Below are 25,008 nucleotides of genomic sequence, written 5' to 3'. Positions count from 1 at the left end.
GGGCGGCCCGGTGAGGTCACGACCACTGCGGACTGCCCGCCGTGTCGTGACCTCCTCGCGCCCGCGCCAGGGGTTTCGCGGGCTCACCAGCTCGACCGGAGCGCGCCTTCATTCGTGACAACGCTGCCGGTCGGCTGCTCAGTGGTCGTCGGCGATCCCGTAGCGCCGGCGGGCCTCGCGTACCGTCTCTGGTTTGACCTCGCCGCGGCGGGCCAGGGCGGCGAGCGCCGCGACCACGACCGACTGCGGGTCGACCCCGAAGTGGCGGCGGACGGCCTCCCGGGTGTCGGAGAGACCGAAGCCGTCCGTGCCGATCGAGTGCCAGTCCTGCGGCACCCACTGGCTGATCTGGTCCGGGACCGCGCGCATCCAGTCGCTGACGGCGAGCACCGGGCCGGGGGCGCCGTCGAGGGCCCGGGTGACGTACGGGACGCGGTCCTCGCCCCGCAGGTGCGCGGCGTCGCACGCCAGCGCGTCGCGGCGCAGTTCGCTCCAGGAGGTGGCGGACCACACGTCGGCCGCCACGCCCCAGTCGCCGGCGAGGAGCCGCTGCGCCTCCAGGGCCCAGTGGATGGCGGTGCCGGAGGCGAGGAGTTGCAGCCGCGGCGCGTCCGTCGGCAGCTCCCGGGTGTCGGCCTCGCGGAACCGGTAGAGGCCCCGGCGGATGCCCTCCTCGACGTCGGTGCCCGGCGGCATGGGCGGCTGGACCTTCGGCTCGTTGTAGACCGTCAGGTAGTAGAAGACGTTCTCGGCGTCCGGCCCGTACATCCGCCGCAGGCCGTCCCGGACGATCACGGCGATCTCGTAGGCGAAGGCCGGGTCGTACGCGATCGCCGCGGGGTTGGTGGAGGCGATCAGGTGGGAGTGACCGTCGGCGTGTTGCAGGCCCTCGCCCGTCATGGTCGTGCGACCGGCGGTGGCGCCGATGAGGAACCCGCGGCCGAGTTGGTCGGCGAGGGCCCACATCTGGTCGGCCGTCCGCTGCCAGCCGAACATGGCGTAGAAGATGTAGAACGGGATCATCGGTTCGCCGTGGGTGGCGTACGAGGTGGCGGCCGCCGTGAAGTCGGCCATCGACCCGGCCTCGGTGATGCCCTCGTGGAGGATCTGGCCGTTGGTGGCTTCCTTGTAGAACAGGAGCGTGTCGCGGTCGACGGGATCGTAGGTCTGGCCGTGCGGCGAGTAGATCCCCGCGGTGGGGAACAGCGACTCCATGCCGAAGGTGCGCGCCTCGTCGGGGACGATGGGCACCCACCGCCTGCCGGTCGTCGGGTCCCGCATGAGGTCCTTGACCAGGCGGACGAAGGCCGTCGTCGTCGCGATCTCCTGGTTGCCGGACCCCTTGGCGACGGCCTCGAAGGGCTTGCCGGGCGGTTCGGGCAGCACCACGGGGTGGACCCGGCGCGCCGGGGCGGGACCGCCCAGCGCGGCCCGGCGCTCGTGCAGGTAGCGGACCTCGGGCGAGTCGGGGCCCGGGTGGGCGTACGGCATCAGCTCGTCGGTCAGGTGGCTGTCCGGGATCGGGAGGTCGAGCAGGTCGCGCAGCGCGCGGAACTCGGCGCCGGTGAGCTTCTTCATCTGGTGGTTGGCGTTGCGTGAGGCGAAGGCGGGACCGAGCGTGTGGCCCTTGACCGTCTGGGCGAGGATCACGGTCGGCGCGCCCCGGTGCTCGACGGCGGCGCGGTAGGCGGCGTGGACCTTGCGCGGCTCGTGGCCCGCACGTGAGGAGTGGAAGCACTCGGCGATCTGCGCGTCGGTCAGCACCTTCGCCATCTCGACGAGCGCCGGGTCGGCGGCGAAGAAGTGGTCGCGGATGTAGCTGACGTCTCGCGCCGCGTACGTCTGGAACTGCCCGTCGGGCACCTCGCGTAGCCGCCGCACGAGCGCGCCGGTGGTGTCGAGCGCGAACAGGTCGTCCCAGGCCGTGCCCCACAGGGCCTTCACGACGTTCCAGCCCGCCGCGTGGAACTGGGCCTCCAGCTCCTGGACGATCTTGAGGTTGGAACGCACCGGCCCGTCGAGCCGCTGCAGGTTGCAGTTGATGACGAAGGTGAGGTTGTCGAGGTGTTCACGGCCGGCGAGGGCGAGCGCGGCGGTCGACTCGGGCTCGTCCATCTCGCCGTCGCCGAGGAACGCCCACACCCGGGAGCCGGAGGTGTCCTTGATGCCGCGGTGCTGCAGGTAGCGGTTGAACCGCGCCTGGTAGATGGCCGACAGCGGGCCCAGGCCCATCGACACGGTGGGGAACTCCCACAGCCAGGGCAGCCGCCGCGGATGCGGGTAGGAGGGCAGGCCGTCGCCGCGGGCCTCCTGCCGGAACCGGTCGAGGTGGGCCTCGGTGAGCCGTCCGTCGAGGAAGGCACGGGCGTAGATGCCCGGGGAGGCGTGGCCCTGGATGTAGAGCTGGTCGCCGGAACCGTCGGCGTCCTTACCGCGGAAGAAGTGCTGGAAGCCGATCTCGTACAGCCAGGCGGCGGAGGCGAACGTGGCGATGTGGCCGCCGAGGCCGTAGCGGCTGCCGCGGGTCACCATGGCGGCGGCGTTCCAGCGGTTCCAGGCGGTGATGCGCCGCTCCATCTCCTCGTCCCCGGGGAACTCCGGCTCCGCGGCGGTGGGGATGGTGTTGAGGTAGTCGGTCTCCAGCAGCTTCGGCAGCTCCAGGCCGGAGCGCTCGGCGTGTTCGAGCGTGCGGCGCAGGAGGTACGAGGCACGCCGCGGCCCGGCCGCCGCGGTGACGGCGTCGAGGGAGGCGGCCCACTCGGCGGTCTCCTCGGGGTCGCGGTCGGCGATCTGGTCGAGTGGGCTCGGCTGCTTTCGCCCGATGTCGGTCATGATGGCCGCCTTCCGACGGTTCTGGACTTTCCACCAGCACGACCAGATGACCCACGGATTCGTGACGCGGTGTCACGTCGTTCCGCTCGGGTAGTTCGTGACATGGGGCACGGACGGATCGCGGAGCACGGTTTCCTGGCCGACGGCCGCAGCGCGGCGCTGGTCGACCGCGACGGCTCGGTGAACTGGTGGTGCCCGGCGCGGTTCGACTCTCCGTCGGTGTTCGCCCGCCTACTCGACGACGACGCCGGGCACTGGTCGATCCGCCCCGAGGGCGAGTTCCGCACCGAACGTGCCTATCTGACCGACACGCTCGTCCTGCGTACCGTTTTCACCACCGCGACCGGCAGCGTGGCCGTGACCGACGCGCTGGCCCTCGAACCGGGGGCACGCGGCCACGATGTCGGCCTGCACTCGCCGAGGGTGCTGGCCCGGCTGGTGCGGGGGCTCTCCGGCGAGGTGCCGCTGCGGTTGCACTACCGGCCACGGTTCGAGTACGGCCGGATGGTCCCCCAGATCATGCGGCAGGACGACACGCTGGTCGCCAGTGCCGCGTCCGCCCGGCTGGACCTGCGCGCGCCCATCCCCCTGGCCACCGAGGTCGGGGAGGCGTTCGGGTCGTTCACCGTGCGGGCCGGCGAGACGCGGGGCTTCACCCTGGCGTACGCCCCGGCGTACGACGCCGGCCCGCCGGCCGTGCTCGACGCCGAGCAGGCCGTCGACAACGCCGCGGCGGGTTGGCGCTCCTGGATGGGTCTGCACGAGTACCACGGCCTCTACCCCGAGCAGGTACGACGCAGCGCGCTGGTGGTGCAGGGCATGACGTACCGGCCCAGCGGCGCCGTGGTGGCCGCTCCCACGATGGCGCTGCCAGAGGAGTTGGGTGGTGTTCGCAACTACGACTACCGGTACGCGTGGGTGCGCGACTTCAGCTTCACCCTCGAGGCGCTCTGGCGCGTGACGTGCTCCGACGAACTCGACCTGCACGTCGGGTGGTTGAGCCGGTCGATGGGCCTGAACCAGGGCATCGTGCCGATCATGTACGGGGTGGAGGGGGAACGGGACCTCACCGAGCACCACCTCGAGCACCTGGCCGGCTACGCCGACAGCCGTCCCGTGCTGGTGGGCAACGACGCCTGGCGACAGCGGCAGAACGACGTGCACGGCGAGCCGCTCAGCGCCGCCTGGCTGATGCGGGGGTTCCTCGACCCGATGCCGCCGGACATCCACCAGTTGCTCACCGGGATGACCGAGCGGGCTGCCCGGGACTGGCACCTGCCGGACGCCGGGATGTGGGAGGTACGCGGCGCCGAACGCCACTACGTGTCGTCGAAGGTGCAGTGCTGGACGGCGTTGGACCGGGCCGTACGCTTCGGGTCCCGACTGGGGTCCGACGCGGACGTCGCCCGGTGGGCGGCGGCGCGCGACGAGGTGCGCCGGGCTGTGCTGACCCGGGGCTGGAGCGACCGGCTGATGGCCTACACCGCGGCCTTCGACACCGACGAACTGGACGCGTCGGTGCTGCTGATGCCGCTGGTCGGCTTCCTTCCCGCCGACGACCCGAGGATGCGCTCGACCATCCGTACGATCGAGGACCGGTTGTCCCACAACGGCCTGCTGCGCCGCTGGGACGGCGACCCCGCCGGCTTCCTGATCTGCTCCTTCTGGCTGGTGAGCTGCCTGGCGCTCGCCGGCGAGCGGGAGCGGGCCGGGCAGCTCTTCGAGGGTCTCGCCGCCCGGGTCAACGACCTGGGCCTGTTCGCCGAGCAGATCGACCCGTACAGCGGGGAGGCCCTGGGCAACTTTCCCCAGGCGTTCTCGCACGTCGGCCTCATCAACGCCGCCGGAGACCTCACCGACCTGGACGCGGGGCGCCGCGCCGTCCCACCGGCGCCGGAGCGGCGCTTTCCCGGTTAGGACGCCTCGTCCGGGCAGTACATCGACGCCGGTCTTGCGGTAACGTCGAAGGCCGTGGCCGTCGTGGAACTGGGGATGACCCGCAGGCAGGTCCGACGCCTCCTCGGCAACCCGAACCAGTTGATGAACGACCGGCGGTACCGGCGCCTGTATTCCCGCAGCGGTCTGGTGCTCGGCGGGTGGCGACGCGGCCGATCGGAGGCATGGTTGTACGTCGACGTGCCGCAGGCGGGGCGGCTGACCTTCGTCCACTTCGACCGGGGACGGGTCGCCAAGGTGTTCACTCAGCGGTCGGCGGAGGGTGACAGCGGTGACCGCGAACGGGCGTGACCGGACGACGAGGACGTCTGGCAGGCCCGTCCGGTGTGCGGGCCGCCGCGATACTCGGCTGCGGCTGACACCGCTCGGTCCTAGGCTCCCGGTCGAGACGGCGCTCCGCGCTCGGGCGGCGGGCCGGCGGATCGGGGATGGGCAGAGCCATGACGTGTCAGCTGTTCGCGGTGAGCTTCGACGCGACCCAGCCTCTGGGTCTCGCACGATTCTGGTCCGGGCTCCTGGGCTGGGGATCGCCGAGGACCCGCACGACGGTGTCGTGCTGCTGCCCCACGACGACACCGGGTTCCGCCTGCGCTTCCTTCCCACGCAGCGGCCGAAGGTCGACCAGAACCGGATCCACTTCGACCTGACGAGCGAGTCCCTGGAGCACCAGCGGCAGACCGTGGCCAGGGCCCTGGAACTCGGCGGACGTCACATCGACGTGGGCCAACGCCCGGACGAGGGTCACATGGTGCTCGCCGACCCCGACGGCAACGAGTTCTGCGTCGTCGAGGCCGGCAACAACTTCCTCGCCGACTGCGGGTTCCTGGGCGCGCTGTCCTGCGATGGTTCACAGGAGGTCGGATACTTCTGGAGCGAGGCGCTCGCGTGGCCGCTGGTGTGGGACCAGGACCAGGAGACCGCCATCCGCTCGCCCCACGGCGGCCCCAAGATCGCGTGGGGGGGGTCCGCCGCTGATGCCCGGGAGGGGCAGGCAACGGCTGCACTTCGACGTCGCTCCCCCTGCCCACGGCGATCAGCAGGCCGAGGTCGACCGCCTGCTCTCCCTCGGGGCGACCCGGATCGACATGGGCCCGGGCGACGCCGACCGGGTGGTGCTGGCCGACCCGGACGGCAACGAGTTCTGTGTGCTGACGCCGAGGTAGCGGCTGCCGACCCCGGACGCGGCGCGTCACGACGACAGGCGCGCCGCGTACACGACAACCGGATCCCCGGTCTGTGAGGTGGCCTTCCGCTCGAAGCGGAGACCGATCTTCTCAGCGACCCGCTGCGACGGCGTGTTGTCCGGATGGATGATCGCGATCACGCGCTTGACTCCCAACAGGTCGCGCGCGTGGTCGCGGCAGGCGGCCGCGGCCTCCGTGGCGTATCCGTTGCCCTGCAGATCGGCCCGGACGTGGTAACCGACCTCGACGTCGACGACCCCGTCGACCTCCTGGGGCGTCAGACCGCAGTCCCCGACGAACTCGCCGGTGTCGCGCAACCTGATGATCCACAGGCCGAAACCCTCCTGCCGGTACAGGCCCTGGTTCCACCTGATCCAGCTCATCGCCTCGCCGCGATCCTTCGTACGCGGGTAGTAGCGCATGACGTCCGGGTCGCCCAGAACCGCGGCCATGTCGTCCAGGTCGTCGACGGTCATCTCGGCGAAGGTCAGCCGCTCGGTGTCCGCGGGCGGACGGCGACGCGGATCCACAACGCCTCCTCGGTCCCGTGACAGGCCCAGTCGGCCGTCGCGTTACACAACGTACGTCACCTCGGCTGGCACCGCCGGCCACGGCCCGAGTCGCCGCGCTTGTCGGCTGGTCCGCGTGATCTTCCTGCCAGGTACACGTACACCGTCCGATCCGGACAGGGTGCCTCGACGCGGATCGGCTCGTCCCCGTGATGCCTCACCGTCATAAATATGCCTCTGAGGCATCACGCTCGTTCGGGATCACGCCCGAGCCGCGCGGCCCGCGCCGACCGGCACGGCGTCCGTCATTCCGTCGTGGGCAGGATGACCCGCTCCAGCACCGTGAGCGGAGTCCGCCACTGGTCGGGGTCGTCGTAGTTGCCGGCGGTGACAGCCACGGTGAGGTCCAGGTCGGGCAGGACGAACAGGCGCTGACCGCCGTTGCCCATCCCGGCCACCAGCCGATGGCCCTCGATGGATTCGATGTACCACTGGTAGCCGTACCGGGCGCCCCAGCCGGTCTTCAGGCGAGGCTGGAGCGTCGCACGGACCCAGTCAGCGGGAACGATCCGCTGACCGTTCCAGGCGCCCTCGCCGAGCACCAGCTCGCCGAGCCTGGCCAGGTCGCGAGGCGCGAGTCGCAGCCCGGACGCGGCGGATGGCACCCCGTCCGCGCCGGTCATCCACTCGAAGCGGCCGATGCCCAGCGGCGCGAACAGGACGTCCTGCCCGTACTGCGGCAGCGACTGCCCGGTGCCGTCGGCGATCAGTCGGCCGAGCAGAGCCGTGGCACCGCCGCAGTAGGCCCATCGGGTGCCGGGCGGATCGAGGATCGGCCGCTCCAGGATGTACCGGTACCGGTCCGGCGCCATCTCCATCGCGATCTCGGCGTTGGCGGGACTGTTGTACGGGAGATCTTCGCGCCATTCCACCCCCAGCGACATCGTCAGCGCGTGCTCGACGGTGAGCCGGGCACGCTGGGGGTCGGTCGCCAGGTCGGGATACTGCGGAAACTGCCGCAGCAGCGGCTCCGCAGGCGGCGGGACCAGCCCGTCACCGAGGGCGATGCCGTACAGGAGCGCGGTCACACTCTTGGTGACTGATCGGATGTCGTGCAGCGTCTCGGGCCCGAACTCGACGACGCCCAGCGAGTCGCCCCAGGCAAAGTCCTCGCCGGCCCCGTAGTACTCCAGCAGGCTCTGGCCACCGCGAACCGCTGCGACGGCATGCAGGCCGTCGACCTGGCCAGCTCGGAGCAGTTCGTCCAGACGGTCGCGCACTAGCACGTGGCGAGCCTCTCCAGCAGGGCGGTGCTCCGGGCCAGCAACGTCCGCTCCTCATCCGTGAGCTCGGCCTCGATGGCCTGCGCGAGCCAACCGGCCCTGCGGCCGCGCTCCGCTTCGAGCGCGGCCCGGCCCGCGTCCGACAGCTCGACCAGCGACTTGCGGCGGTCCGTGGGGTGCGCCCGGCGGGTGACCAGGTTCTGTTCCAGGAGCAGTCCCACGGCCCGGGCCATCGACTGGGGACGTACGCGCTGATCGGCGGCGAGGTCGCTGGTGGTCATGGCGCCGTCGCGGTCGAGGGCACCGAGCACGGCGACCTGGCCCAGCGGGATGCGGTCCGCGTGTTTGACGCGTCGGGTGAGCTTGCCCATGGCGGTGCGCAGGTCGGCGGCGATGGCGGCGGCTTCGGGGGTGGGCATAGGACACTCTACCCCATTGGGCAGCAAAACTGTGCACCTGACCTGCACAGCAAGACTGAGCAGCATTGCTGTAGGGTTTGCCGCTGTCGGGCTCAGCGCCAGCGTTGTCGCAGCCGGGGCCCCGGCCACGACAACGGGGAGGAACTCCCATGCCCGCAAAGGCAGTCGGAACAGTCGACACTGCCATCGAGACCGTCGCCGCCCGCCGGATCATCGACAGCCGGGGCAACCCCACGGTCGAGGTCGACGTCGTCCTGACGGACGGATCCCTGGGGCGCGCGGCTGTCCCCTCCGGCGCCTCCACCGGTGCCCGCGAGGCCGTGGAACTGCGCGACGGGGACCCCGCGCGCTGGCACGGCAAGGGCGTCGACCGTGCGGTCGCCCACGTCAACGGGGAGATCGCGGCGTCCGTGCGTGGTCGGGACGCGGCGGACCAGGCGGGTCTCGACGCCGCGCTGGTCACCCTCGACGGCACCGCCACGAAGTCCCGGCTCGGCGCCAACGCGATCCTCGGCGTCTCCCTCGCCGCCGCCAAGGCCGCCGCGGCGGCCCACCGCCAGCCCCTCTACTGCTACCTCGGCGGCGCCGACGCCCACCTCCTGCCGCTGCCGATGATGAACATCGTCAACGGCGGCGCCCACGCCGACAATCCGCTGGATTTCCAGGAGTTCATGATCGCGCCCGTGGGCGCGGACACCTTCGCCGACGCCGTCCGCATGGGCAGCGAGGTCTTCCACACGCTGCGCCGCGACCTGCTGGCCGCCGGGCACTCCACGGGCGTCGGCGACGAGGGTGGCTTCGCGCCCGCCCTGCGTACGGCTGAGGAGGCGCTCGACTTCGTGATGAACGCCATCGAGCGCACCGGCTACCGCCCCGGCACGGACATCGGCCTGGTCATGGACCCGGCGTCGTCGGAGTTCTTCCGCGACGGGATGTACGACTACGCGGGCGAGGGTGTGCGCCGCACCCCCTCCGAGCACGCCGACTACCTGGTCAAGCTCATCGACGCCTACCCGGTCGTCTCCATCGAGGACCCGATGGCGGAGAACGACCTGGACGGCTGGCGCGAGCTGACCACCCGCGTCGGCGACCGCTGTCAGCTCACCGGCGACGACGTGTTCTGCACCAACGAGACCTTGCTGCGCGAAGGCATCCGCACCGGCGTCGGCAACTCTGTCCTGGTCAAGGTCAATCAGATCGGAACCCTGACCGAGGCGCTGGCCGCGGTGGCAACGGCCCATCAGGCGGGCTGGACGGTTGTCATGTCGCACCGGTCGGGCGAGACGGAGGACACCACCATCGCGGATCTGGCGGTGGCAACCGGCTGCGGTCAGATCAAGACCGGCTCGCTGTCCCGCTCCGACCGCACGGCGAAGTACAACCAACTGATCCGGATCGAGGAGGAGTTGGGCGACTCGGCGCGTTTCGCGGGCGGTTCCGGACTGCGTCGGGCGTGAACGGCAGGTACAGGTAGCGACCACGCGGGCCCCCCATCACGACCGGGGGGCCCGCTCGCGCCGCATCGTCGATGATGGGTGGATGACGTCGGTGGGCGGCCAGCGTACGAGGAATGCGGACGGTCTGTCGCACTGTCCCGCCGAGCGGCGACTCATCGAGTCCGTGGCCCGCGGCGAGGTGCTCGATCTGGCCGGGGACGGCCCGGTCGGCGCACAGGCGATGCGCTCCTGGGGCGATGACCGGACGATCGCGGCGTCGGTCATCCGTGACCTCGTCCGCGCCCGACTGGTCGACGACCCCGACCCGCACGGCCTTCGGCTGCGCGGAGCCCGGATCGCCGGCCGGCTCGACCTGGAGAACATCACCAGTGACCTGGCGCTGGAGTTGCACGACTGCTTCCTGCCCGACGGCGTGAATCTCCGCAACGCCCAGCTGTTGACGCTGGCCGTGACCGGATGCCGGATCGAGCAGGCGCCGGGTTCGGCGGACGCGCCACTCGACGCTGCACGCTTCGCCGCGCGGGTGTTCTCGCTCCAGCGGAGCACGGTCACGGCCAATGCCGCCGCCGGCGCCGTACGCCTCGCGGCCTCCCGCGTCGGCACACTGGACTGCCGGGGTGCGCGGTTGGAGAGCTCAAGTGGGCCGGCGCTGGACGCCGACGGCCTCCAGGCCGAGCAGAGCGTGTTCCTGCACGACGGATTCACCGCCACCAGCACCAGCGCGCGAGGCACCGTCCGGCTGCTCGGTGCCCGCATCGGGGGGCAGCTCAACTGCGGCGGGGCACGACTGGCGAACACGGCCGGACCGGCGCTCAACGGTGACAATCTCCAGGTCAGCCAAGGCGTGCTCCTGTGGAGGGGGTTCACCGCCACCAGCGCGGGCGAGCAGGGCACGATCCGGCTGCTCAACGCCCACGTCGGCTCCCTGGACTGCGGCGGCGCGCGCCTCACGAACACCGTCGGCCCGGCTTTCGAGGCCGACGGCTCCACCGTCGACGGGGACGCGGCCCTGAACGACGGGTTCACCGCCACGAGCGCCAGCGAGCTGGGCACGGTGGGGTTGGCCGGCGCCCGCATCGCCGGACTCCTGGCGTGTGACGGGGCGCGGCTGGAGAACGTCACCGGCCCCGCCCTCGACGTCAACGGCGTCCAGGTCGCCCAGGACGTGCTCCTCGACGACGGGTTCACCGCCACCAGCGCCGGCGACCAGGTGGTGCTCGTGTTGGCCGGAGCGAGGATAGGAGGGACGCTTCGTCTGGACACCGGTTCGGTCACCCGGGCGGCGCCGGGCGAGGCATCGCTCGTCGAGTTGCAGGGGCTCACCTACAGCGGGCTGCCCCGGCCCGCGTCGCTGCCACGCTGGCTGGCCCTGCTGGGTGAGCACACCCCCCGGTACAGCGCCCAGCCGTACCAGCACCTCGCGGGCGCCTACCGCGCCGCCGGCCACGACCGCGACGCCCGCACCGTCCTCATGGCCCAACGTCGTGACCAGATCCGGCGCGCCGGGTTGACCGCCTCCGAACGCCTCTGGGGTCGGCTCACCGGCATCACCCTGGGCTACGGCTACCAACCCTGGCGGGCCCTGCTCCTGCTCCTCGTCACGCTCGGGGCGGCGGTCGCGCTGAGCGTCACGGGCGGCCACCACGGCGGCCTCGCCCAGAAGCCGGCGACCGGTGGCACCGTCGCCGCCACCGGCTGCGCCACGATCGACCAGATCGGGGTCGGCCTCGACCTCGGCACCCCACTGATCAGGACGGGCGCTGGCGACCGCTGCCAACCCACCGACACGAGCGTCGGCCAGACCCTCACGATCGCCGGCTGGATCCTGCAACTGCTCGCCTGGACCTTCGCCACTCTCTTCATCGCGGGCTTCACGAGCGCGGTCCGCAGGACCTGAGCGCCGCCGAGACCGTAGGGCGGGGCTGGGCGCCGCGTGCCAGGTGCCCGAAGCGCTGCCTACCCGAGGTGCTGTCGGTGCTCGTGCTCACCGGCGACGACTTTCTGGTCGTCGGATCCCGCGGTTCGCTCATTCACCAGCACGCCCGCAACCAGGTCCCCGCTCCCCTGCCAGGGAGCGAAACGCCGCGCGGGGGTCGCCGAGCGACGGGCGCGCCATCCGTCCACGCCCCGGATCAGCAACCGCCGTCGCATCTCACCATCGGCGGCGGTGACGGCGGCCAGCGCCGCCGCCGGGTTGGTCGCCCCGGCATCGGACCGTGCCGCGACGGGCGGGCGGAGAAGCGCCGCCCGGGGTCGGCGGGCCAGCAGCACGATCGAGCCGAGCAGGGCCAGGGCGGCCACGGCGTCGAGCCAGTAGTGGTTGCCCGTGACCACCACGACGGTGAGGGTGAGCACCGGGTGCAGCAGCCAGAGCCAGCGCCACCGGGTGCGGCCCGCCGCGATGAGGACGATGGCGACCACCGTGGCCCAGCCGACGTGCAGCGAGGGCATCGCGGCGTACTGGTTGGAGAGGGTGTCGGTGGCGGGGTCGCCGTAGGCTCTCGGTCCCACCATCTGTCCGGTGTCCAGCACGCCGGTCGCGGACAGCAGCCGCGGTGGCGCCATGGGCAGGAGCGCCTGAATGGCGAACCCCACCCCGGACAGCGCCGCGAGGAGCGTGCGCCCCCACCGGTACAGGTCGGGACGGAAGAGGTACGTGAACAGCAGCAGCGCCCCGGTGGCCGGGAAGTGGACCGAGGCGTAGTACGTGTTCGCGAGCCGGACCAGGCCGTGGTGCGACAGGACGCTCTGCTGCAGCGACGCCTCGTCGGGCAGCCCCAACGCGCGTTCGACGGACCAGACGTGGGTGGCGCTGGCGTACGCCGTGGACAGGTCCCCCACCGTGAGCAGCCGCCCGGCCTTGTACGCGAGGAACAGCGCGGCGACGATCAGCAGTTCCCGGATGGGGTGGGGTCGGGTCCTGCGGTGGTCGGCGCCCACGGCGTTCCTTTCGGTGACAGGGTCGGGCAGGGTGGTGCGGCCGTCGGGTGCGGCGGCGAACCTGGACAGGGCCGTCCCGGGCCGGGGCGCTCCGCGGCGCCGCGGCGGGGACCGGCCTACGTCTCGGGCGCGGCGCGGCCGAGGGGAAGGCCCTCCCGCAGCTGGGCGATGCTTCTCCGGACGAGGTCGGGGAGGCTGGCGTCGGTGGCGCCGTCGGCCCAGAACGTGAGGACCGCCCGCATCGTGGCTCCGGGGACGGCGGCCAGCAGGTGCGGGGCGAGGTCACGGTCGAGGTCGGCGCCGGTCCGCTCGGCGATGACCTCGGCGAGGAGCCGTTCGACGCGGGCGAACGCCGTCAGTTGCCGTGCCAGCATCTCCGGGTTCTCGGCGGAGACGCGGACCAGGGCGGCGATGTCGGTTTCCCGCTCGCCGAGCACCTTCATGATCGCGCCGGGCAGGACGTGGGCGAGGGAGTCCCACACCGGCTCGCCGGCGGGCCGGGCGCGCAGCGCGTCCACGAGCCCGCTCGCGCGCTGCACGATCCCGTCGAGGACCGCCTCTTCCCGGCTCGCGAAGTAGTTGCGGAAGGTGCGGGGTGAGACGTCCACCGTCGCGGCGACCGACTCGGCGGTCACGGCGTCGATCCCGCGTTCGACCATGAGTGACCACGCCGCGTGGCTCAACGCCGCGCGGGTCGCCCGCTTCTTGCGCTCGCGCAGGCCAACGTCCGAGGTCACGGCACAACTATCCGCGCGGCCTTCCCACCCGGCAAAATTTCCATGTCGGAAAAGTCGTGGAATGAGTCACACGATCCAGCCACGGCGATGTTCAGGCAGTCGCCACCCGGACCACGGTCTTGCCGGCGCCCGGGGACGTCTGGTTGGCGACCATCCGCGGCACGTCCTCGAAGTCGTACACCCTGCCCACCGGCGTCGTGATCGCGCCACGGGCCGCCAGGTCGGCGAGGCGCTCCCAGACGGCGGCCTCGGCCTGCGGGTCGTCCTGCGGAATCGAGAGCACGCCGACCGCAGTCTGGTTGCGCAGCATCAGGTCCATGGAGTTCAGCGCCACGGGAGCGCCGGCGGCCAGCCCGATGAGGGCGATGCGGCCGTTGCGGGCCAGGCTGTTCATGGCCGTGGCCGCCGTCTCGCCGCCGACCGGGTCGTAGATGACGTCCACGCCCCGCCCGTTCGTGATCTCGACGACCCGGGCGGGAAGATCATCGGTGCGGTAGTTGATGCCGTGATCCGCGCCGTAGCGAGCACAGAACTCCAACTTCTCCGCACTGCCCGCCACGGCGATCACCGTCGCGCCGAGCGCCTTGCCCAGCTGGATGGCGGTCGCCCCGCTGCTGCCGGCCGCGCCCAGGATCAGCAGCGTCTGCCCGGCCTCCACCGGGGCGCGCTCGACGAGGCCCGCGTACGCCGTGCGGAACCCGATGGGGAAGCCGCCGGCCTGCTCGTCGGTCATGTCCGCCGGGATGCGGATGGTGGACACCTCCCCCAGGTACGCGTACTCGGCGTACCCGCCCCAGCCCTCCAGGAAGGCGGTGATGCCCGTGACCTGGTCGCCCACCGCGAACCGGGAGCCCGGCGGCACGGCCACCACCTCCCCCGCGGCCTCCTCCCCCAGGCCGAACGGAGGCTCGCCGAGCAGCGGGAACTGCCCCGCCGTCATCATGGCGTCCGGGTATCCGGCGCCGGCGGTCCGCACCTTGACGAGCACCTGGCCCGGGGCCGGGTCGGGCCAGGTGATCTCTTGCAGCTCGATGGCGGTCTCGGGGGCCCCGAAACGCGCCACGCGCCACGCACGACCAGAGACCATCGCGCCCTTCCTCGATCGCTCGTCGCCGGCCGGGGCGCCGCTGCGACGGACACGCCGATTCTTCCGGCCGGGCAGGGCGACCGCCGTGACTCCGGTCGAACGTCCACCAACGGGTACGGCCCCGGGTCACCGGCGCAGGCGACGCGCGCACTCCCCGTCGTGGTCGGCGCGGAGCAGGCAGCGCCGGCCGCCAGGCAGCAGCAGGTCGCAGAAGACGCGATGGCGCAGGAACTGCTGGTCCTCCTCGGAGACGGTCATCTCCCCCGGGTCCATCATCGGCAGGACCGTCATCCACCGGCCGACCACGCGGGCCAGGCGCTGTGCGGACGGCAGGTCCGCGGCGACCACCGGCAGGTGGATGACGTACCGCTCACCTGTGTGGGCTGCTGGCTGACCCATCCGGTGACCGCCTCTCCTCGTCCGTTGGATGGGGTGGCGCCGGCCGCTCTCCCCGCGCGACCGGCCCCACCCCGCCGTGCCACCGCAGCCTTCTTTCAGCGGTACGGCGGCACAGCTCCTGGTGCTCAGCTTGGGACAGCGAACAGGCTGAATGCAACATTCCACCGCGGATTTTCGCCGTTGTGTATTGACTTTCTTTACTGCAACCTGTACGAGTTGCAGAGCGACGTCAGCCAATGTTGCAGGACGGAACCAGGGAGTGCGCGAATGGCCGAGGACATCGGGTCGACAGTGCCGCGCCGGCAGCTCGGCCGACTGCTGCGCCAGTACCGCACCGAGGCCGGCGTCACCCTCGACGCCGCCGCCGAAGCCCTCGAATACAGCCGCCAGAAGATCTGGCGCATCGAGTGCGGTCTGGGCGCCGTCCGGGTGCTCGACGTCAAGGCGATGTGCGAACTGTACGGCGTCTCGGACGAGATGACCGACGCCATGAAGGGCCTGGCCGCCGAGACGAAATCCAAGGGCTGGTGGCACGCGTACGGGGACGCCGTCCCGAGCTGGTTCGAGCTGTACGTGGGCCTGGAGTCCGCCGCCGCTCACTTGCGACGGTACGACGAGTCCCTGATTCCAGGCCTGTTTCAGACCCGGCAATACGCGCAGGCCATCTATCGGCTCGATCGCCCGCAGGCTGGCGAGGAGGATCGGGAGCGAGCGGTCGAAGTGCGGCTGCAGCGGCAGGCTCTGCTGACGCGTCGGCTCCCGGAGGCCCCACGGGTGGTGCAGGTGCTGTCCGAGGTTGTTCTCAGACGCACCGTCGGCGGCGCGGGGGCGATGCAGGCCCAGCTCGACCACCTCATCAGGCTGTCCGACCTGCCGAACGTCACCATCAAAGTGCTTCCGTTGGCTGCGGGCCCGCAGCCCGGCGCGGTGGCCGGATCGTTCGTGATTTTGGACTTCCCGCCGACCAAGGGCGGCCGCGCAGCGCCCGAACCCTCGATCGTGTACAGCGAGTCGCTAACGGGCGCGCTCTACCTCGACAAGGCCGACGAACTGACGGCGTATGAGCGCGTCTGGAAGGGACTGGATGCGCTCGCCCTGAGCGAGGCAGAATCGAGCGACATGATCAAGAGGATCCTCGGGGAGACGCGGCATGACTGACCTGACCGGCGCCGTCTGGCGCAAGAGCTCCCGCAGCGGCGGCAACGGCGGAGACTGTGTCGAAGTCGCCAACAACCTTCCTGGCATCGTGGCCGTCCGCGACTCAAAGGACCCAGAAGGCCCCGTCCTGAAATTCGATCCCGCCACCTGGCGTCGGTTCGTCACGCACACCTGGTACGACTCGTAGGATCCCCACAACCGCCAATGGCCGTCGACGGACGCTGTCGGCGAGTAGGGTCCGCTGACGCCAGCGGGCGATGGTCCACCCGATGGATGACTACGCAGGCGGGGATCATCCATCAGCGCCACGATCCGAGCTCGAGAATCGATCGCTGATCCAACCTATGAGGACTACTCGACCTTGGAGGCTAGGCCATGGGAATGATGGTGGCCGCCCGGCGGATCGGAAGCGCAGCAGACGCGGTGCGGTACGAGTTCGGTTTCGAGGACCGGTTCGACAGGGTCTTGTCGATCAATCCAACGACTCTCGAGGCGCAGGTCGAAGACGGCGATTTCAACACCGCCGCTAGCGCAATCGCGGCGAAGATCGTCAACGCTTGGCGATCGAGCGGCGGGTTCCCCATGAGAATCGTGTTCGCCAGTTGAGCGAGCGGTGGTGATATCTCCCGCTCCGCCGAACAGGTCGGCAGGATCGAGGCGTCTGCGCCTCGCGTAGTGACCGTTTGATGCTCTCCCAAGATGGATGACAGGTGGAGTTGTACGACGTGCTTGAGCTCAGGGAAGACATCCCGAGCGAACGACTGCCTGCCGGTGCAGCGGGAACCGTCGTGCACATCTTCAGTGGCCCCTCTGCGGCGTACGAGGTCGAGTTCGCCGATGACGATGGCCGTACCGTCACAATCGTCACGCTCCGGGCGGACCAGGTGCGCCACCACGAGGAATAGACCATCGCGACACCCACACCAGCCACTTACCAGGCGCTTCGGCCAGCGAAACTCGCTGAAGCCCGTTGCCTGGGGTGGTGCGGCTGAGTTGGCGACCCCGTCAGCCGAGGGTGAGGCCTCCACGGTGAAGTCGGATAGGCCGCGCGACGTGCGGACCTCGTGGCCGCGGTCACGCAACGCCGAGGCCACCTTGTCGCGGATGCGGCTGGAAGTCGGACCGGGCGTTCCTCACAGAATGGTCTCTGCGCCTGCCGTCCCTTGTAGATCGTCGACTTCAGGCCGGCGACTCGTACTCATATCAAGGTGGTCGCCTGGCCGGAGGGCATCGATGGAGGTCTTGCAGGAGCCTTCGTATACAACATACGCTCCCCAGAGTCGCCAACTCGAGGAGCTGGGCACCTTGGTTCGTCACCGGCTTCGGGTTCTTCGGCGCTGGCTGCCCCGCCGGAAAGCCGCCTGCTTCAGCGACGGTCGGTGGCCCCGGCACGTCACGCCCATGCCCTACTCACCCAAGGAGCTGATCATGCAGAACCACCTGGATCGACAGCGACGATCACGACCACGAAGCTGGCTGCCCGGCGCCGCGGCGCTCGCGCTCGTGGCCTCCCTCGGGTTCGCCGGCCCGGCCGCCGCCGCCGAGGAGCAGCCGACCGGGCAGCGTCCGGTGTTCGAGAACGGCCGGGCCCAGCCGGTGTACGCCGGTGAAGAAATCATCACCCAGAACGTCTGGGTCGAGGTCGACGGCATGGACACCGACCGGGACGGCGCCAACGACCGCATCCGGGTGCAGATCCGGCGGCCGGCGTCGACCGACAAGGGCGTCCAACTGCCGATCATCATGCAGGCGAGCCCCTACTGGGGCACCGGCGGGGAGTTCCTGAACAACGAGGTCCACGTCCCGCTCTACGCCCCGGAGCGGCCGGGCTACGCGCCGCCGCCAGATCCCGGCCCGTTCCCGTACTTCCCGCTGCCGGACAAGCCGTACGACGGCACCGAGCCGCCGCACCAGACGATCAACGGCGGGACGTACCAGAACGAGTTCCTGCAACGCGGCTTCATCTTCGCCCACGCGCAGATGCTCGGCACGGGCAGCTCGACCGGGTGCACCACCGGGGGCGGTCCCGAGGAGCACGAGTCGCTCAAGGCGGTCATCGACTGGTTCAACGGCCGGGCCGACGCCTACGACATCGACGGCAAGCCGGTCGAGGCCAACTGGACCACCGGTCTGGTCGGGATGATCGGCACCTCCTACGACGGCACGCTGCCGATCGGGGTGGCCACGACCGGTGTGAAGGAGCTGCGGGCGATCGTGCCCATCTCGGCGATCTCCAGCTACTACGACTACCGCCGGATGAATGGCACGCCGATCTCGACCAACACCAACCTCGGGGGCGACCAGAACTCCAACCACAACTCCAACATCTCGCGGAAGTACCCCGAGGTGTGTGACTACACCAAGGAAGAGGTCCGGCGGGGTCAGGACCGGCTCACCGGTGAGTACAACGACTGGTGGCACGAGCGCAACTACCTGCCGAACGTCGGCAAGATCGCCGGCGGCGTCCTGGTGCAGCACGGCCTGAACGACCAGAACGTGAAGCTTCGGAACGCCGCCCAGCTCATCGACGCGCTCGAGGAGAACGGCATCCCCCACAAGGTGTGGCTGCACCAGGGCGGCCACGGGGACCGGGCGCTCTCGAACAACCGGGCAGCCTGGCTGGACCTGCTCAACCGCTGGTGGACGTACTGGCTGCACGGGGTGGACAACGACGTGCTGGACGAGCCCGCAGCGGTGGTCGAGCGCGAGGACGGCACCTGGACGCCGTACGACAGCTGGCCGGCGCCCGGCTCCGCCGCCACACCTCTCTTCCTGGGAGCGAGTGGCGACAACACCACCGGCACGCTCACGCTGACCCGCAACGCCAAGGACCGGCCGGTCACCGAGACCTTCGTGGACGACATGAGGATCGACGCGACGTCCTTCGCCCGCGCGGAACAGTCGCCGAACCGCCTCGCCTACCGCACCGCGCCGCTCACCAAGCCCGTGCACCTCAGCGGGACGGTGCACCTGTCGACCCGGATGTCGATCGACGCCCGGGCCGCGATCGTGAGCGCGATGCTGGTCGAGTACCCGAAGTCGGGTGAGCCAAAGATTATCGCGCGGGGCTGGTCGGACCCACTGAAGCGGTTCGGCTTGGATCGCAGCTTCGGCATCCAGCCGGGAGCCCCGTTCAGTCACGACTTCGACCTGCAGCCGCACGACTACGTGTTCGACGAAGGTAGCCAGATCGGGCTCGTCGTGTACTCCAGCGACCGGGTCTTCACCCTCCGGCCGCCGCCCGGCACGGAGCTGAGCCTGTACACGCACCACAGCCACACCAGAGTCGACCTCCCGATCGTCGGGGGCGCGTCCGCACTCGCGTCCGCCCTCGGCCGCGAGTAGGAGCACCCGGCCGCGAGTAGGACCACCTGGCCGCGAGTAGGACCAGTTGCTTCGGCCCGGTCCCTGGAAGGGGACCGGGCCTGCTCGCTGCCACCGGCTCGCGGCCTACTTCGGCACGTAGATGTGGACGACGATCCCGGAGTCGAACCGTTCCACGTCGGCCAGCTTCAGGTGAGTGGTGTCGAAGCCGGCGCCCTCGAACAGGTGCTTGCCGGCGCCGACGATGACCGGGAAGTACCAGAAGTGGAACTCGTCGACCAGACCGTGCTGCACGAGCGTGCGATCCAGCTCGCCGGTGCCCCACTTCAGGATGGTCTCGCCCGGCTGCTCCTTCAGCTTCGCGACCTCCTCGGCCACGTCGCCCTCGATGAGGGTCGCGTTCCACGTGGTCTCGGTGAGGGTCCGCGACGCCACGTACTTGGGCATGCTGTTCATCCGGTCGGCCTCCGGGTCGCCGGCCCGGGCCGACCATGCCGGCGCGAACCCCTCGTACGTCACCCGTCCCAGCAGCAGGGCGTCCGCCGAGTTCATCAGCTTCCCGGCGTAGCCGGCGTGGCTCTCGTCCCAGTACGGGTGGCCCCAGTGCTGCGGCTCCGCCCGGGACGCCGTGGAGGGGCGGGTGTCGTCGATGATCCCGTCCAGCGACACGAACGTCGACTCGATGAGCTTTCGCATCGTTACTCCCTTCAATCGTGCTGGCGCAGCGGCCTCGTACCGCCTGCCCGATGGTCACAACCTGCCGAGCGTCCTCACGACTTGCGAGGTCCGCCCGTCCCGCGGGCCCGCGCCCCTTGCGCACGGGCCCGCACGGAACTGGAGCCGCCGACCCCCGTTTCGTGCCCCGCCGGCGGCCGGTCGGTGTCAGCCGCCGTTGGTCGGCCGGTACACGCGCGGTCGGTGGACACGTGCCGCGGCGCCGGTCACCCCACTCACCGCCGACAGGAACGCCGGGCCCATGGCCGCCCGGGCCTGCACGGCCGGATGGGTGGCGCCGAAGTTGTCGGGGTCGGCCTGGCCGGCGGCGAACAGGGCGTACGTCAGCACCGGGGCGCCGGCCGGGTTGAAGATGATCCCGGCCTCGTGCCGCGCGTCGGCGAACCATCCCGCCTTGGTCGCGACCCGGGCCCGGTCGGTCGACGACATGGTGCGGCGGATTCCGTCGTTGAACGCGATCGGAGCGCGCAGCAGGTTGATCAGGAAGGTGGTCGAGGCGGGTGCGAGCAGGGCGCCGCCGGCCAGCGCCCGCAGCAGGTCGTGGGTCTCCCGGGGGGTGCTGGTGCCGAGGAAGAAGCGGTTCGGGTTGGCGACCGGCTCGACCTGGGTGTTCGGGAAGCCCTTGTCGACCAGGATCTGGTTGATCTCGGCCGCCGGGCAGACCAGCCCGCAGAGGCGGACGGCCGTGTCGTCCGAGATGGTCAGCAGCGCGGCGAGCGCGTGCCCCAGCGTCACCGAGCTGGGGTAGGCGTTGTCGAGGCTGAAGATCCCGTCACCGCCGGGCACCACGATCGCCGCGGTCACGTCCAGCCGCTGATCCAGGGTGAGCAGGCCCCGGTCGACCTTGTCCAGCACGGCGGTGGCCACCGCGATCTTGTTCACGCTGTACGCCTCGACCACCGTGTCGGCGTTCTCCGCCACCGCGACCTGCGGTGCACCGCCGGAGCCGGCCACGCTGGCGTACGAGTACCAGCTTCCGCCGGCCGTCGTCCGCTCCCGCCGGTACGCCACGGCCACCCTGTCCCGAGGCGATCCCACCGGCTCGTCCGGATCGTCCGGAGGCCCGGCATGCGGTGCCGCGGTGGCGGGACCGGCCATCCCGAGCACCGCACCCGCCGCCGTCACCGTGCCGATGCCCAGCACGGTCCTGCGATTCGCCCTGCTCGCCACGTCGCAACTCTCCCGTCGAAGGATCGGTCCACGGATCGCGTCCGCGGCGGCACTTCGCCTGCCAGACGAATTCGCGGACCAGGGGTTGGCAGTACGGTGCCGTCGATCGGCCGGCCGGACAAGAGGTCTGAACGAGGCCGAACGAACTCGAACACCTGCGTCGTCTCGGAGTCGGATGGGCCGTTCTTCGGCGGCGCCGCGCCGCCGTGTCCCGTTTGAGCGGTCACGTCGACCGCGGGCGAAGGGCTACCATCGTTCGACGCGGTGCCTGATCGCGCCGGCACGTGCCTCGAGGCCGGGCACGCGGACCGAAGCTCGCCTGGGCGACGAGTGGGGGGTTGGACCGTGACCGTGCCGCGGCCTGAGCAGGCGCGTACGCCAGCCGAGTTCGTGGCGAGTCTTCGGGCGCTCAAGGAGTGGTCGGGACTCTCCTACCGGGTCATCGAACGGCGGGCCCGCGAAGCCGGGGACCACCTGCCCGCCAGCACCGTGGCCACCATGCTCGGCCGGAAGTCGCTCCCGAGGCTGGACCTGCTGTCGGCGTTGGTCAGAGCCTGCGGCACCGACCCGGAGGACGTACGGAGGTGGATCGAGGCCCGCCGGCGGTTGGCTCAGCAACACGAGGCGACGCCGGCCGCCGGGGCGGGGCCCGGGTCGGGCGGCACGGCGCATCTGCCCGCTCCTCGTCAACTTCCGTTGGACGTGCCGACCTTCGTCGGCCGCAGGTCGGACCTCGCGGAGTTGGTCGGGGTGCTCGCTGCGCCCGGCCCCGATCGCCCAGGCCCGGTCGTCGTCCTGCACGGCATCCCGGGCGTCGGCAAGTCCGCGTTGGCGGTCCGGGTGGCCCATCTGACGCGGCGTGCCTTTCCGGACGGTCAGCTCTACGTCAACCTGCGCGGGGCGACTCCGGCGGTCACACCGGTGACGCCCGTCGAGGCGCTGAGTCGGTTCCTGCGTGCACTGGGCCTGGATCCCGCGGTCATGCCACACGAGTTGGAGGAACGTGCGGCGCTGTACCGCTCGATGGTGGCCGACCGGCGGATGCTGATCCTGCTCGACGACGCGGCCTCCGAGGCGCAGTTGCGCCCGCTGTTGCCCGGCGGCCACGGGATCGCGACAGTGGTCACCAGCCGGAGTCGACTGGCCGGTCTGGAGGGTGCCGTACACCGCAACGTCGGGCCCCTGGATCGCCGGGACGTGCACTCGATGTTCAGGGCCACCATCGGCGAAGAGCGCACGAACGCCGATCCCGCTGCCGTCGGCCGGCTCGCCGAGCTCTGTGGTCACCTGCCGCTGGGGCTGCACGTGGCCGCGTCCCGGCTCAAGACACGGCCCACCTGGCGCGTGGCCGATCTCGTGGACCGACTGTCGGACGAGCGGCGCCGGCTCGGCGAGCTGAGGGCCGGGGACGTGGCGGTGCAGAGCAGCATCGGCGTGAGCATCGCGGCGTTGGCCAACAGCGACGAGCCGATCGACCGGTCGGCGGCGGAAGCATTTGCGCTGTTCGGGGCGCTGCCCGTGGCCGAGATCGATCCCGGGCTGAGCAGCGTCCTGCTCGACACGTCCCGGGCTGAGGCAGATCGCGTCGCGGAGCGGCTGGGCGACGCGCACCTGCTGGAGACGATGGCCCCGGGTCACTACCGCATGCACGACCTGGTCCGGCTCGTGGCGCGGGAGCACGCCGAACGGACGGCGCCGGCAAGAATGGCCGCGGCGCTGACCCGGGTGCTCGGCTACTACCTGGCGACTGTCCGCCACGCCAGCCGCCTGGCGTACCCACACCGCGTCCCCTACCCGACACCGGACCCGCCGCCGAGCGGCAACGCCGAGCACGAGCCGTTGCGCGATCCGGGACAGGCCCGGCGATGGCTGGAGGAGAACCGCAGCAACATCCTGCTCGTCGCCGGTCACGCGCTCGACGGCTCCGACGAGCACGCCCGGCTGGGCCTTGGACTCGCCCTCGCGCTGCACTGGTCCCTGGTTCACGCCTTCTACCCGTACGACGCGATCCGGCTCGCCGAGCGGGCGGTCCGCGTGGCGGAGCGGCTCGGGGACGAGGCGGCCGCCGGGTACGCCCACGGAATGCTGGGCTGTCATCTGAGCACCGTTGAACGACTGGACGAGGCGCACCGAGCCCTCACGGCGGAACTCGCCATCTTCGAGCGGCTCGGCGACCGGTTCGCGCAACAGCGCGCGCTCGGCAATCTCGGAAGGCTCGAGACCATGCGCGGCCGGCCCGCGGCAGCCGTGCCGATGCTCGAACGGCAGCGTTACCTCGCCCGTAGCATCGGCGCCGAGATCGGCGAGATCTTCGCCGCCAACCAGCTCGGCCTGGCGTACGTTCGGCTGGGCCGCCACGCCGAGGCGGCCGAACTGCTGGGCGTGGCCCTGGAGTGGGCTGAGCGGCGTGGGGACGGCTACCATGCCGCCCACTCCCTCCAGTGGCTCGCAAAGGTCCACGTCGAACTGGGCGAGCTGGATGAGGCCGCGATGGCACTGGAACGCTCGATCGAGCACGCCCGCCGGGTCGGCAACTCGAACGACATGGCGCTGCTGCTGACCGAGCTGGCTGCGGTCTGGCGTCTGATGGGCGCTCCAGACCGGGCGGCGGACTGCGTCCGGGCCGCCCTCGCGCTCACCGCCACGAACAACGATGCCGGCGTGCTCTCGAAGCCGTAGCAGTTGCCCGCCCCTGCCCACGGGGGCTCCGAGTTCCGCTCGACCCGTGCGGAACCGCCGCACCTCCTTCCAGAGCCGCAGCCTGTAGGACGCCCGCCGTCGCCGTTGCGGTACTGGGCCGGGCTGGTAGGCGACGGTCGGTGCGTGATTTCAGCATGATGCCCGACGGGTGGCGGATGATGTCAGGGGCGACGCCCGGGACGATGGTCGTCATGGATCCTGAGCTGGAAGCATTCATTCCGTTGTTTCCCCGGGCGGATCTGACCGACCCGGTCGCCAACCGTAAGAGTCTGGCCGAGTTGGCCGCCGGGGTCCCGGCGCCCGACATCGTGGACATGAAAATCGAGGACCGCACGGTGCCCGCTGCCGTCGAGGTGCGGGTGCGGATCTATCGCCCCCACCAGGCGCAGGGCACCATCGTCTGGCTGCACGGCGGCGGATGGGTCATGGGCGACCTGGACACCGAGCACCCATGGGCGACCCGGCTCGCGGACGGCTCCGGCGCGGTGGTGATCTCGGTGGCCTACCGCCTGGCTCCCGAACATCGGTTCCCGGCCGCCCTTGACGACGCCTACGCCGTGCTGACCTGGACGGCCGAGCACGCGGCCGACCTTGAGATCGATCCGGAACGGATCGCGGTCGGCGGACACAGTTCCGGCGCAGGGCTCGCGGCCGCGGTGGCGCTGCGGGCGCGCGACCAGCAGGGGCCGCCGATCTGTTTCCAGCTGCTCAACCAGCCCAGCCTCGATGACCGGCAGGAGACGTGGTCGGCGCGCCACTTCACCGATACGCCCTGGCTGACTCGAGACAAGCTCGCCGCCGCGTGGCGGCACTACCTGGGCTCCGCGCCTGCCACGCCGTACGCCGCCCCCGCCCGGGCCGCCGATCTGTCCGGCCTGCCACCCGCCTACATCGCCACGGCGGAGTTCGATCCGAACCGCGACGAGTGCATCGGCTACGCGCTTCGCCTGCTGCAGGCGGGCGTCTCCGTCGAGCTGCACCAATGGCCCGGCACCTTTCACGGATCGCAGGCGATCCTCTCCGCCGAGGTGTCACAACGGCAGATCGCCGAACTCGGCGCGGCGCTGCGCCGCGCGCTGGCCGACTGAGGCCGGCACTCCGCGCACGGAAGGTCTTCG

Annotated in this window: 22 protein-coding genes and 1 pseudogene; 13 read left to right on the top strand and 10 right to left on the bottom strand. The window is 71.0% G+C overall.

Annotated features, from left to right (window positions below; genetic code table 11):
- Window positions 1-138: 138 nt before the first annotated feature.
- Entirely contained in the window at window positions 139-2,832 is a 2,694-nt protein-coding gene (gene aceE / locus ACSNOA_RS15520; protein ID WP_436659025.1) for a pyruvate dehydrogenase (acetyl-transferring), homodimeric type, read from the bottom strand.
- A gap of 102 nt (window positions 2,833-2,934) precedes the next feature.
- Between aceE and ACSNOA_RS15515 the strand changes: the two genes are divergently transcribed.
- The 4 genes and pseudogenes from ACSNOA_RS15515 (at window position 2,935) to ACSNOA_RS15500 (ending at window position 5,951) form a co-directional block, all read left to right on the top strand.
- Window positions 2,935-4,749: a glycoside hydrolase family 15 protein gene (locus ACSNOA_RS15515; protein WP_436659023.1), complete on the top strand. Its 1,815-nt coding sequence runs from the start codon at window positions 2,935-2,937 to the stop codon at window positions 4,747-4,749.
- A gap of 21 nt (window positions 4,750-4,770) precedes the next feature.
- Window positions 4,771-5,079 carry an outer membrane protein assembly factor BamE domain-containing protein gene (bamE, locus tag ACSNOA_RS15510; protein WP_436662310.1) on the top strand — a complete coding sequence of 103 codons (309 nt, stop codon included), beginning with the start codon at window positions 4,771-4,773 and terminating at the stop codon, window positions 5,077-5,079.
- Window positions 5,051-5,515 (top strand): annotated as a pseudogene (locus ACSNOA_RS15505) (VOC family protein); the annotation flags it as partial. The gene bamE and the pseudogene ACSNOA_RS15505, both read left to right, overlap by 29 nt.
- Window positions 5,516-5,630: 115 nt before the next feature.
- Window positions 5,631-5,951 carry a VOC family protein gene (locus tag ACSNOA_RS15500; RefSeq protein ID WP_436662308.1) on the top strand — a complete coding sequence of 107 codons (321 nt, stop codon included), beginning with the start codon at window positions 5,631-5,633 and terminating at the stop codon, window positions 5,949-5,951.
- Between the two features lie 26 nt (window positions 5,952-5,977).
- Here the strand turns inward: ACSNOA_RS15500 and ACSNOA_RS15495 are convergent, their stop codons facing one another.
- From ACSNOA_RS15495 to ACSNOA_RS15485, 3 genes are all read right to left on the bottom strand, one after another.
- Entirely contained in the window at window positions 5,978-6,502 is a 525-nt protein-coding gene (locus tag ACSNOA_RS15495; protein ID WP_436659021.1) for a GNAT family N-acetyltransferase, read from the bottom strand.
- 284 nt (window positions 6,503-6,786) lie between these two features.
- The gene (locus tag ACSNOA_RS15490; protein WP_436662306.1) at window positions 6,787-7,761 is read right to left on the bottom strand and encodes a serine hydrolase domain-containing protein; all 975 of its coding nucleotides are present in this window, start codon (window positions 7,759-7,761) and stop codon (window positions 6,787-6,789) included.
- The gene (locus tag ACSNOA_RS15485; RefSeq protein WP_436659019.1) at window positions 7,761-8,183 is read right to left on the bottom strand and encodes a MarR family winged helix-turn-helix transcriptional regulator; all 423 of its coding nucleotides are present in this window, start codon (window positions 8,181-8,183) and stop codon (window positions 7,761-7,763) included. Before ACSNOA_RS15485 ends, ACSNOA_RS15490 begins: the two co-directional genes overlap by 1 nt.
- 149 nt (window positions 8,184-8,332) lie before the next feature.
- On the opposite strand from ACSNOA_RS15485, the gene eno reads away from it, so the two are divergent.
- Both eno and ACSNOA_RS15475 read left to right on the top strand, forming a co-directional pair.
- A complete protein-coding gene (gene eno, locus ACSNOA_RS15480) occupies window positions 8,333-9,640 on the top strand; it encodes a phosphopyruvate hydratase (protein WP_436659018.1) in 1,308 nt (435 codons plus the stop codon).
- 82 nt (window positions 9,641-9,722) lie between these two features.
- Window positions 9,723-11,537, top strand: coding sequence for a hypothetical protein (locus ACSNOA_RS15475; protein ID WP_436659016.1), 1,815 nt, complete (start codon window positions 9,723-9,725; stop codon window positions 11,535-11,537).
- 59 nt (window positions 11,538-11,596) lie between these two features.
- On the opposite strand, the gene ACSNOA_RS15470 is transcribed toward ACSNOA_RS15475, so the two are convergent.
- The 4 genes from ACSNOA_RS15470 to ACSNOA_RS15455 all read right to left on the bottom strand — a co-directional run bounded on the left by ACSNOA_RS15470 (window position 11,597) and on the right by ACSNOA_RS15455 (window position 14,803).
- Window positions 11,597-12,580: a phosphatase PAP2 family protein gene (locus tag ACSNOA_RS15470; RefSeq protein WP_436659014.1), complete on the bottom strand. Its 984-nt coding sequence runs from the start codon at window positions 12,578-12,580 to the stop codon at window positions 11,597-11,599.
- 116 nt (window positions 12,581-12,696) lie between these two features.
- A complete protein-coding gene (locus tag ACSNOA_RS15465; protein ID WP_436659013.1) occupies window positions 12,697-13,317 on the bottom strand; it encodes a TetR/AcrR family transcriptional regulator in 621 nt (206 codons plus the stop codon).
- Window positions 13,318-13,408: 91 nt separating this feature from the next.
- The gene (locus tag ACSNOA_RS15460; RefSeq protein WP_436659012.1) at window positions 13,409-14,404 is read right to left on the bottom strand and encodes a quinone oxidoreductase family protein; all 996 of its coding nucleotides are present in this window, start codon (window positions 14,402-14,404) and stop codon (window positions 13,409-13,411) included.
- Between the two features lie 126 nt (window positions 14,405-14,530).
- A complete protein-coding gene (locus ACSNOA_RS15455) occupies window positions 14,531-14,803 on the bottom strand; it encodes a hypothetical protein (protein ID WP_436659011.1) in 273 nt (90 codons plus the stop codon).
- 267 nt (window positions 14,804-15,070) lie between these two features.
- Between ACSNOA_RS15455 and ACSNOA_RS15450 the strand changes: the two genes are divergently transcribed.
- From ACSNOA_RS15450 to ACSNOA_RS15430, 5 genes are all read left to right on the top strand, one after another.
- Window positions 15,071-15,961, top strand: coding sequence for a helix-turn-helix domain-containing protein (locus ACSNOA_RS15450; RefSeq protein ID WP_436659009.1), 891 nt, complete (start codon window positions 15,071-15,073; stop codon window positions 15,959-15,961).
- Window positions 15,954-16,148 (top strand): DUF397 domain-containing protein, encoded by a 195-nt coding sequence (locus tag ACSNOA_RS15445; protein ID WP_436659007.1) that lies wholly within the window; start codon window positions 15,954-15,956, stop codon window positions 16,146-16,148. The genes ACSNOA_RS15450 and ACSNOA_RS15445 overlap by 8 nt, the downstream gene beginning before the upstream one ends.
- Window positions 16,149-16,336: 188 nt before the next feature.
- Window positions 16,337-16,567, top strand: a complete 231-nt coding sequence (locus tag ACSNOA_RS15440) for a hypothetical protein (protein ID WP_436659005.1) — start codon at window positions 16,337-16,339, stop codon at window positions 16,565-16,567.
- A 104-nt stretch (window positions 16,568-16,671) separates the two neighbouring features.
- Entirely contained in the window at window positions 16,672-16,866 is a 195-nt protein-coding gene (locus ACSNOA_RS15435; RefSeq protein ID WP_436659003.1) for a DUF4926 domain-containing protein, read from the top strand.
- A 523-nt stretch (window positions 16,867-17,389) separates the two neighbouring features.
- Complete coding sequence (locus ACSNOA_RS15430) at window positions 17,390-19,306, top strand: Xaa-Pro dipeptidyl-peptidase (protein ID WP_436659002.1); 1,917 nt, start codon at window positions 17,390-17,392, stop codon at window positions 19,304-19,306.
- 105 nt (window positions 19,307-19,411) lie between these two features.
- Here ACSNOA_RS15430 and ACSNOA_RS15425 read toward each other — a convergent pair whose 3' ends face one another.
- Both ACSNOA_RS15425 and ACSNOA_RS15420 read right to left on the bottom strand, forming a co-directional pair.
- A complete protein-coding gene (locus ACSNOA_RS15425) occupies window positions 19,412-19,981 on the bottom strand; it encodes a dihydrofolate reductase family protein (protein ID WP_436659001.1) in 570 nt (189 codons plus the stop codon).
- A 186-nt stretch (window positions 19,982-20,167) separates the two neighbouring features.
- Entirely contained in the window at window positions 20,168-21,190 is a 1,023-nt protein-coding gene (locus tag ACSNOA_RS15420; RefSeq protein WP_436658999.1) for a serine hydrolase, read from the bottom strand.
- Between the two features lie 345 nt (window positions 21,191-21,535).
- Here ACSNOA_RS15420 and ACSNOA_RS15415 point away from each other — a divergent pair, with 345 nt between their 5' ends.
- Together ACSNOA_RS15415 and ACSNOA_RS15410 are read left to right on the top strand one after the other, a co-directional pair.
- Window positions 21,536-23,869 carry a tetratricopeptide repeat protein gene (locus tag ACSNOA_RS15415; RefSeq protein ID WP_436658997.1) on the top strand — a complete coding sequence of 778 codons (2,334 nt, stop codon included), beginning with the start codon at window positions 21,536-21,538 and terminating at the stop codon, window positions 23,867-23,869.
- Between the two features lie 212 nt (window positions 23,870-24,081).
- Window positions 24,082-24,978, top strand: a complete 897-nt coding sequence (locus tag ACSNOA_RS15410; protein ID WP_436658996.1) for an alpha/beta hydrolase — start codon at window positions 24,082-24,084, stop codon at window positions 24,976-24,978.
- Window positions 24,979-25,008 lie beyond the last annotated feature (30 nt).

The sequence above is a fragment of the Micromonospora sp. URMC 103 genome (assembly GCF_051386435.1).
Classification (GTDB): domain Bacteria; phylum Actinomycetota; class Actinomycetes; order Mycobacteriales; family Micromonosporaceae; genus Micromonospora.
This window is presented reverse-complemented; position numbering and strand designations above follow the sequence as displayed.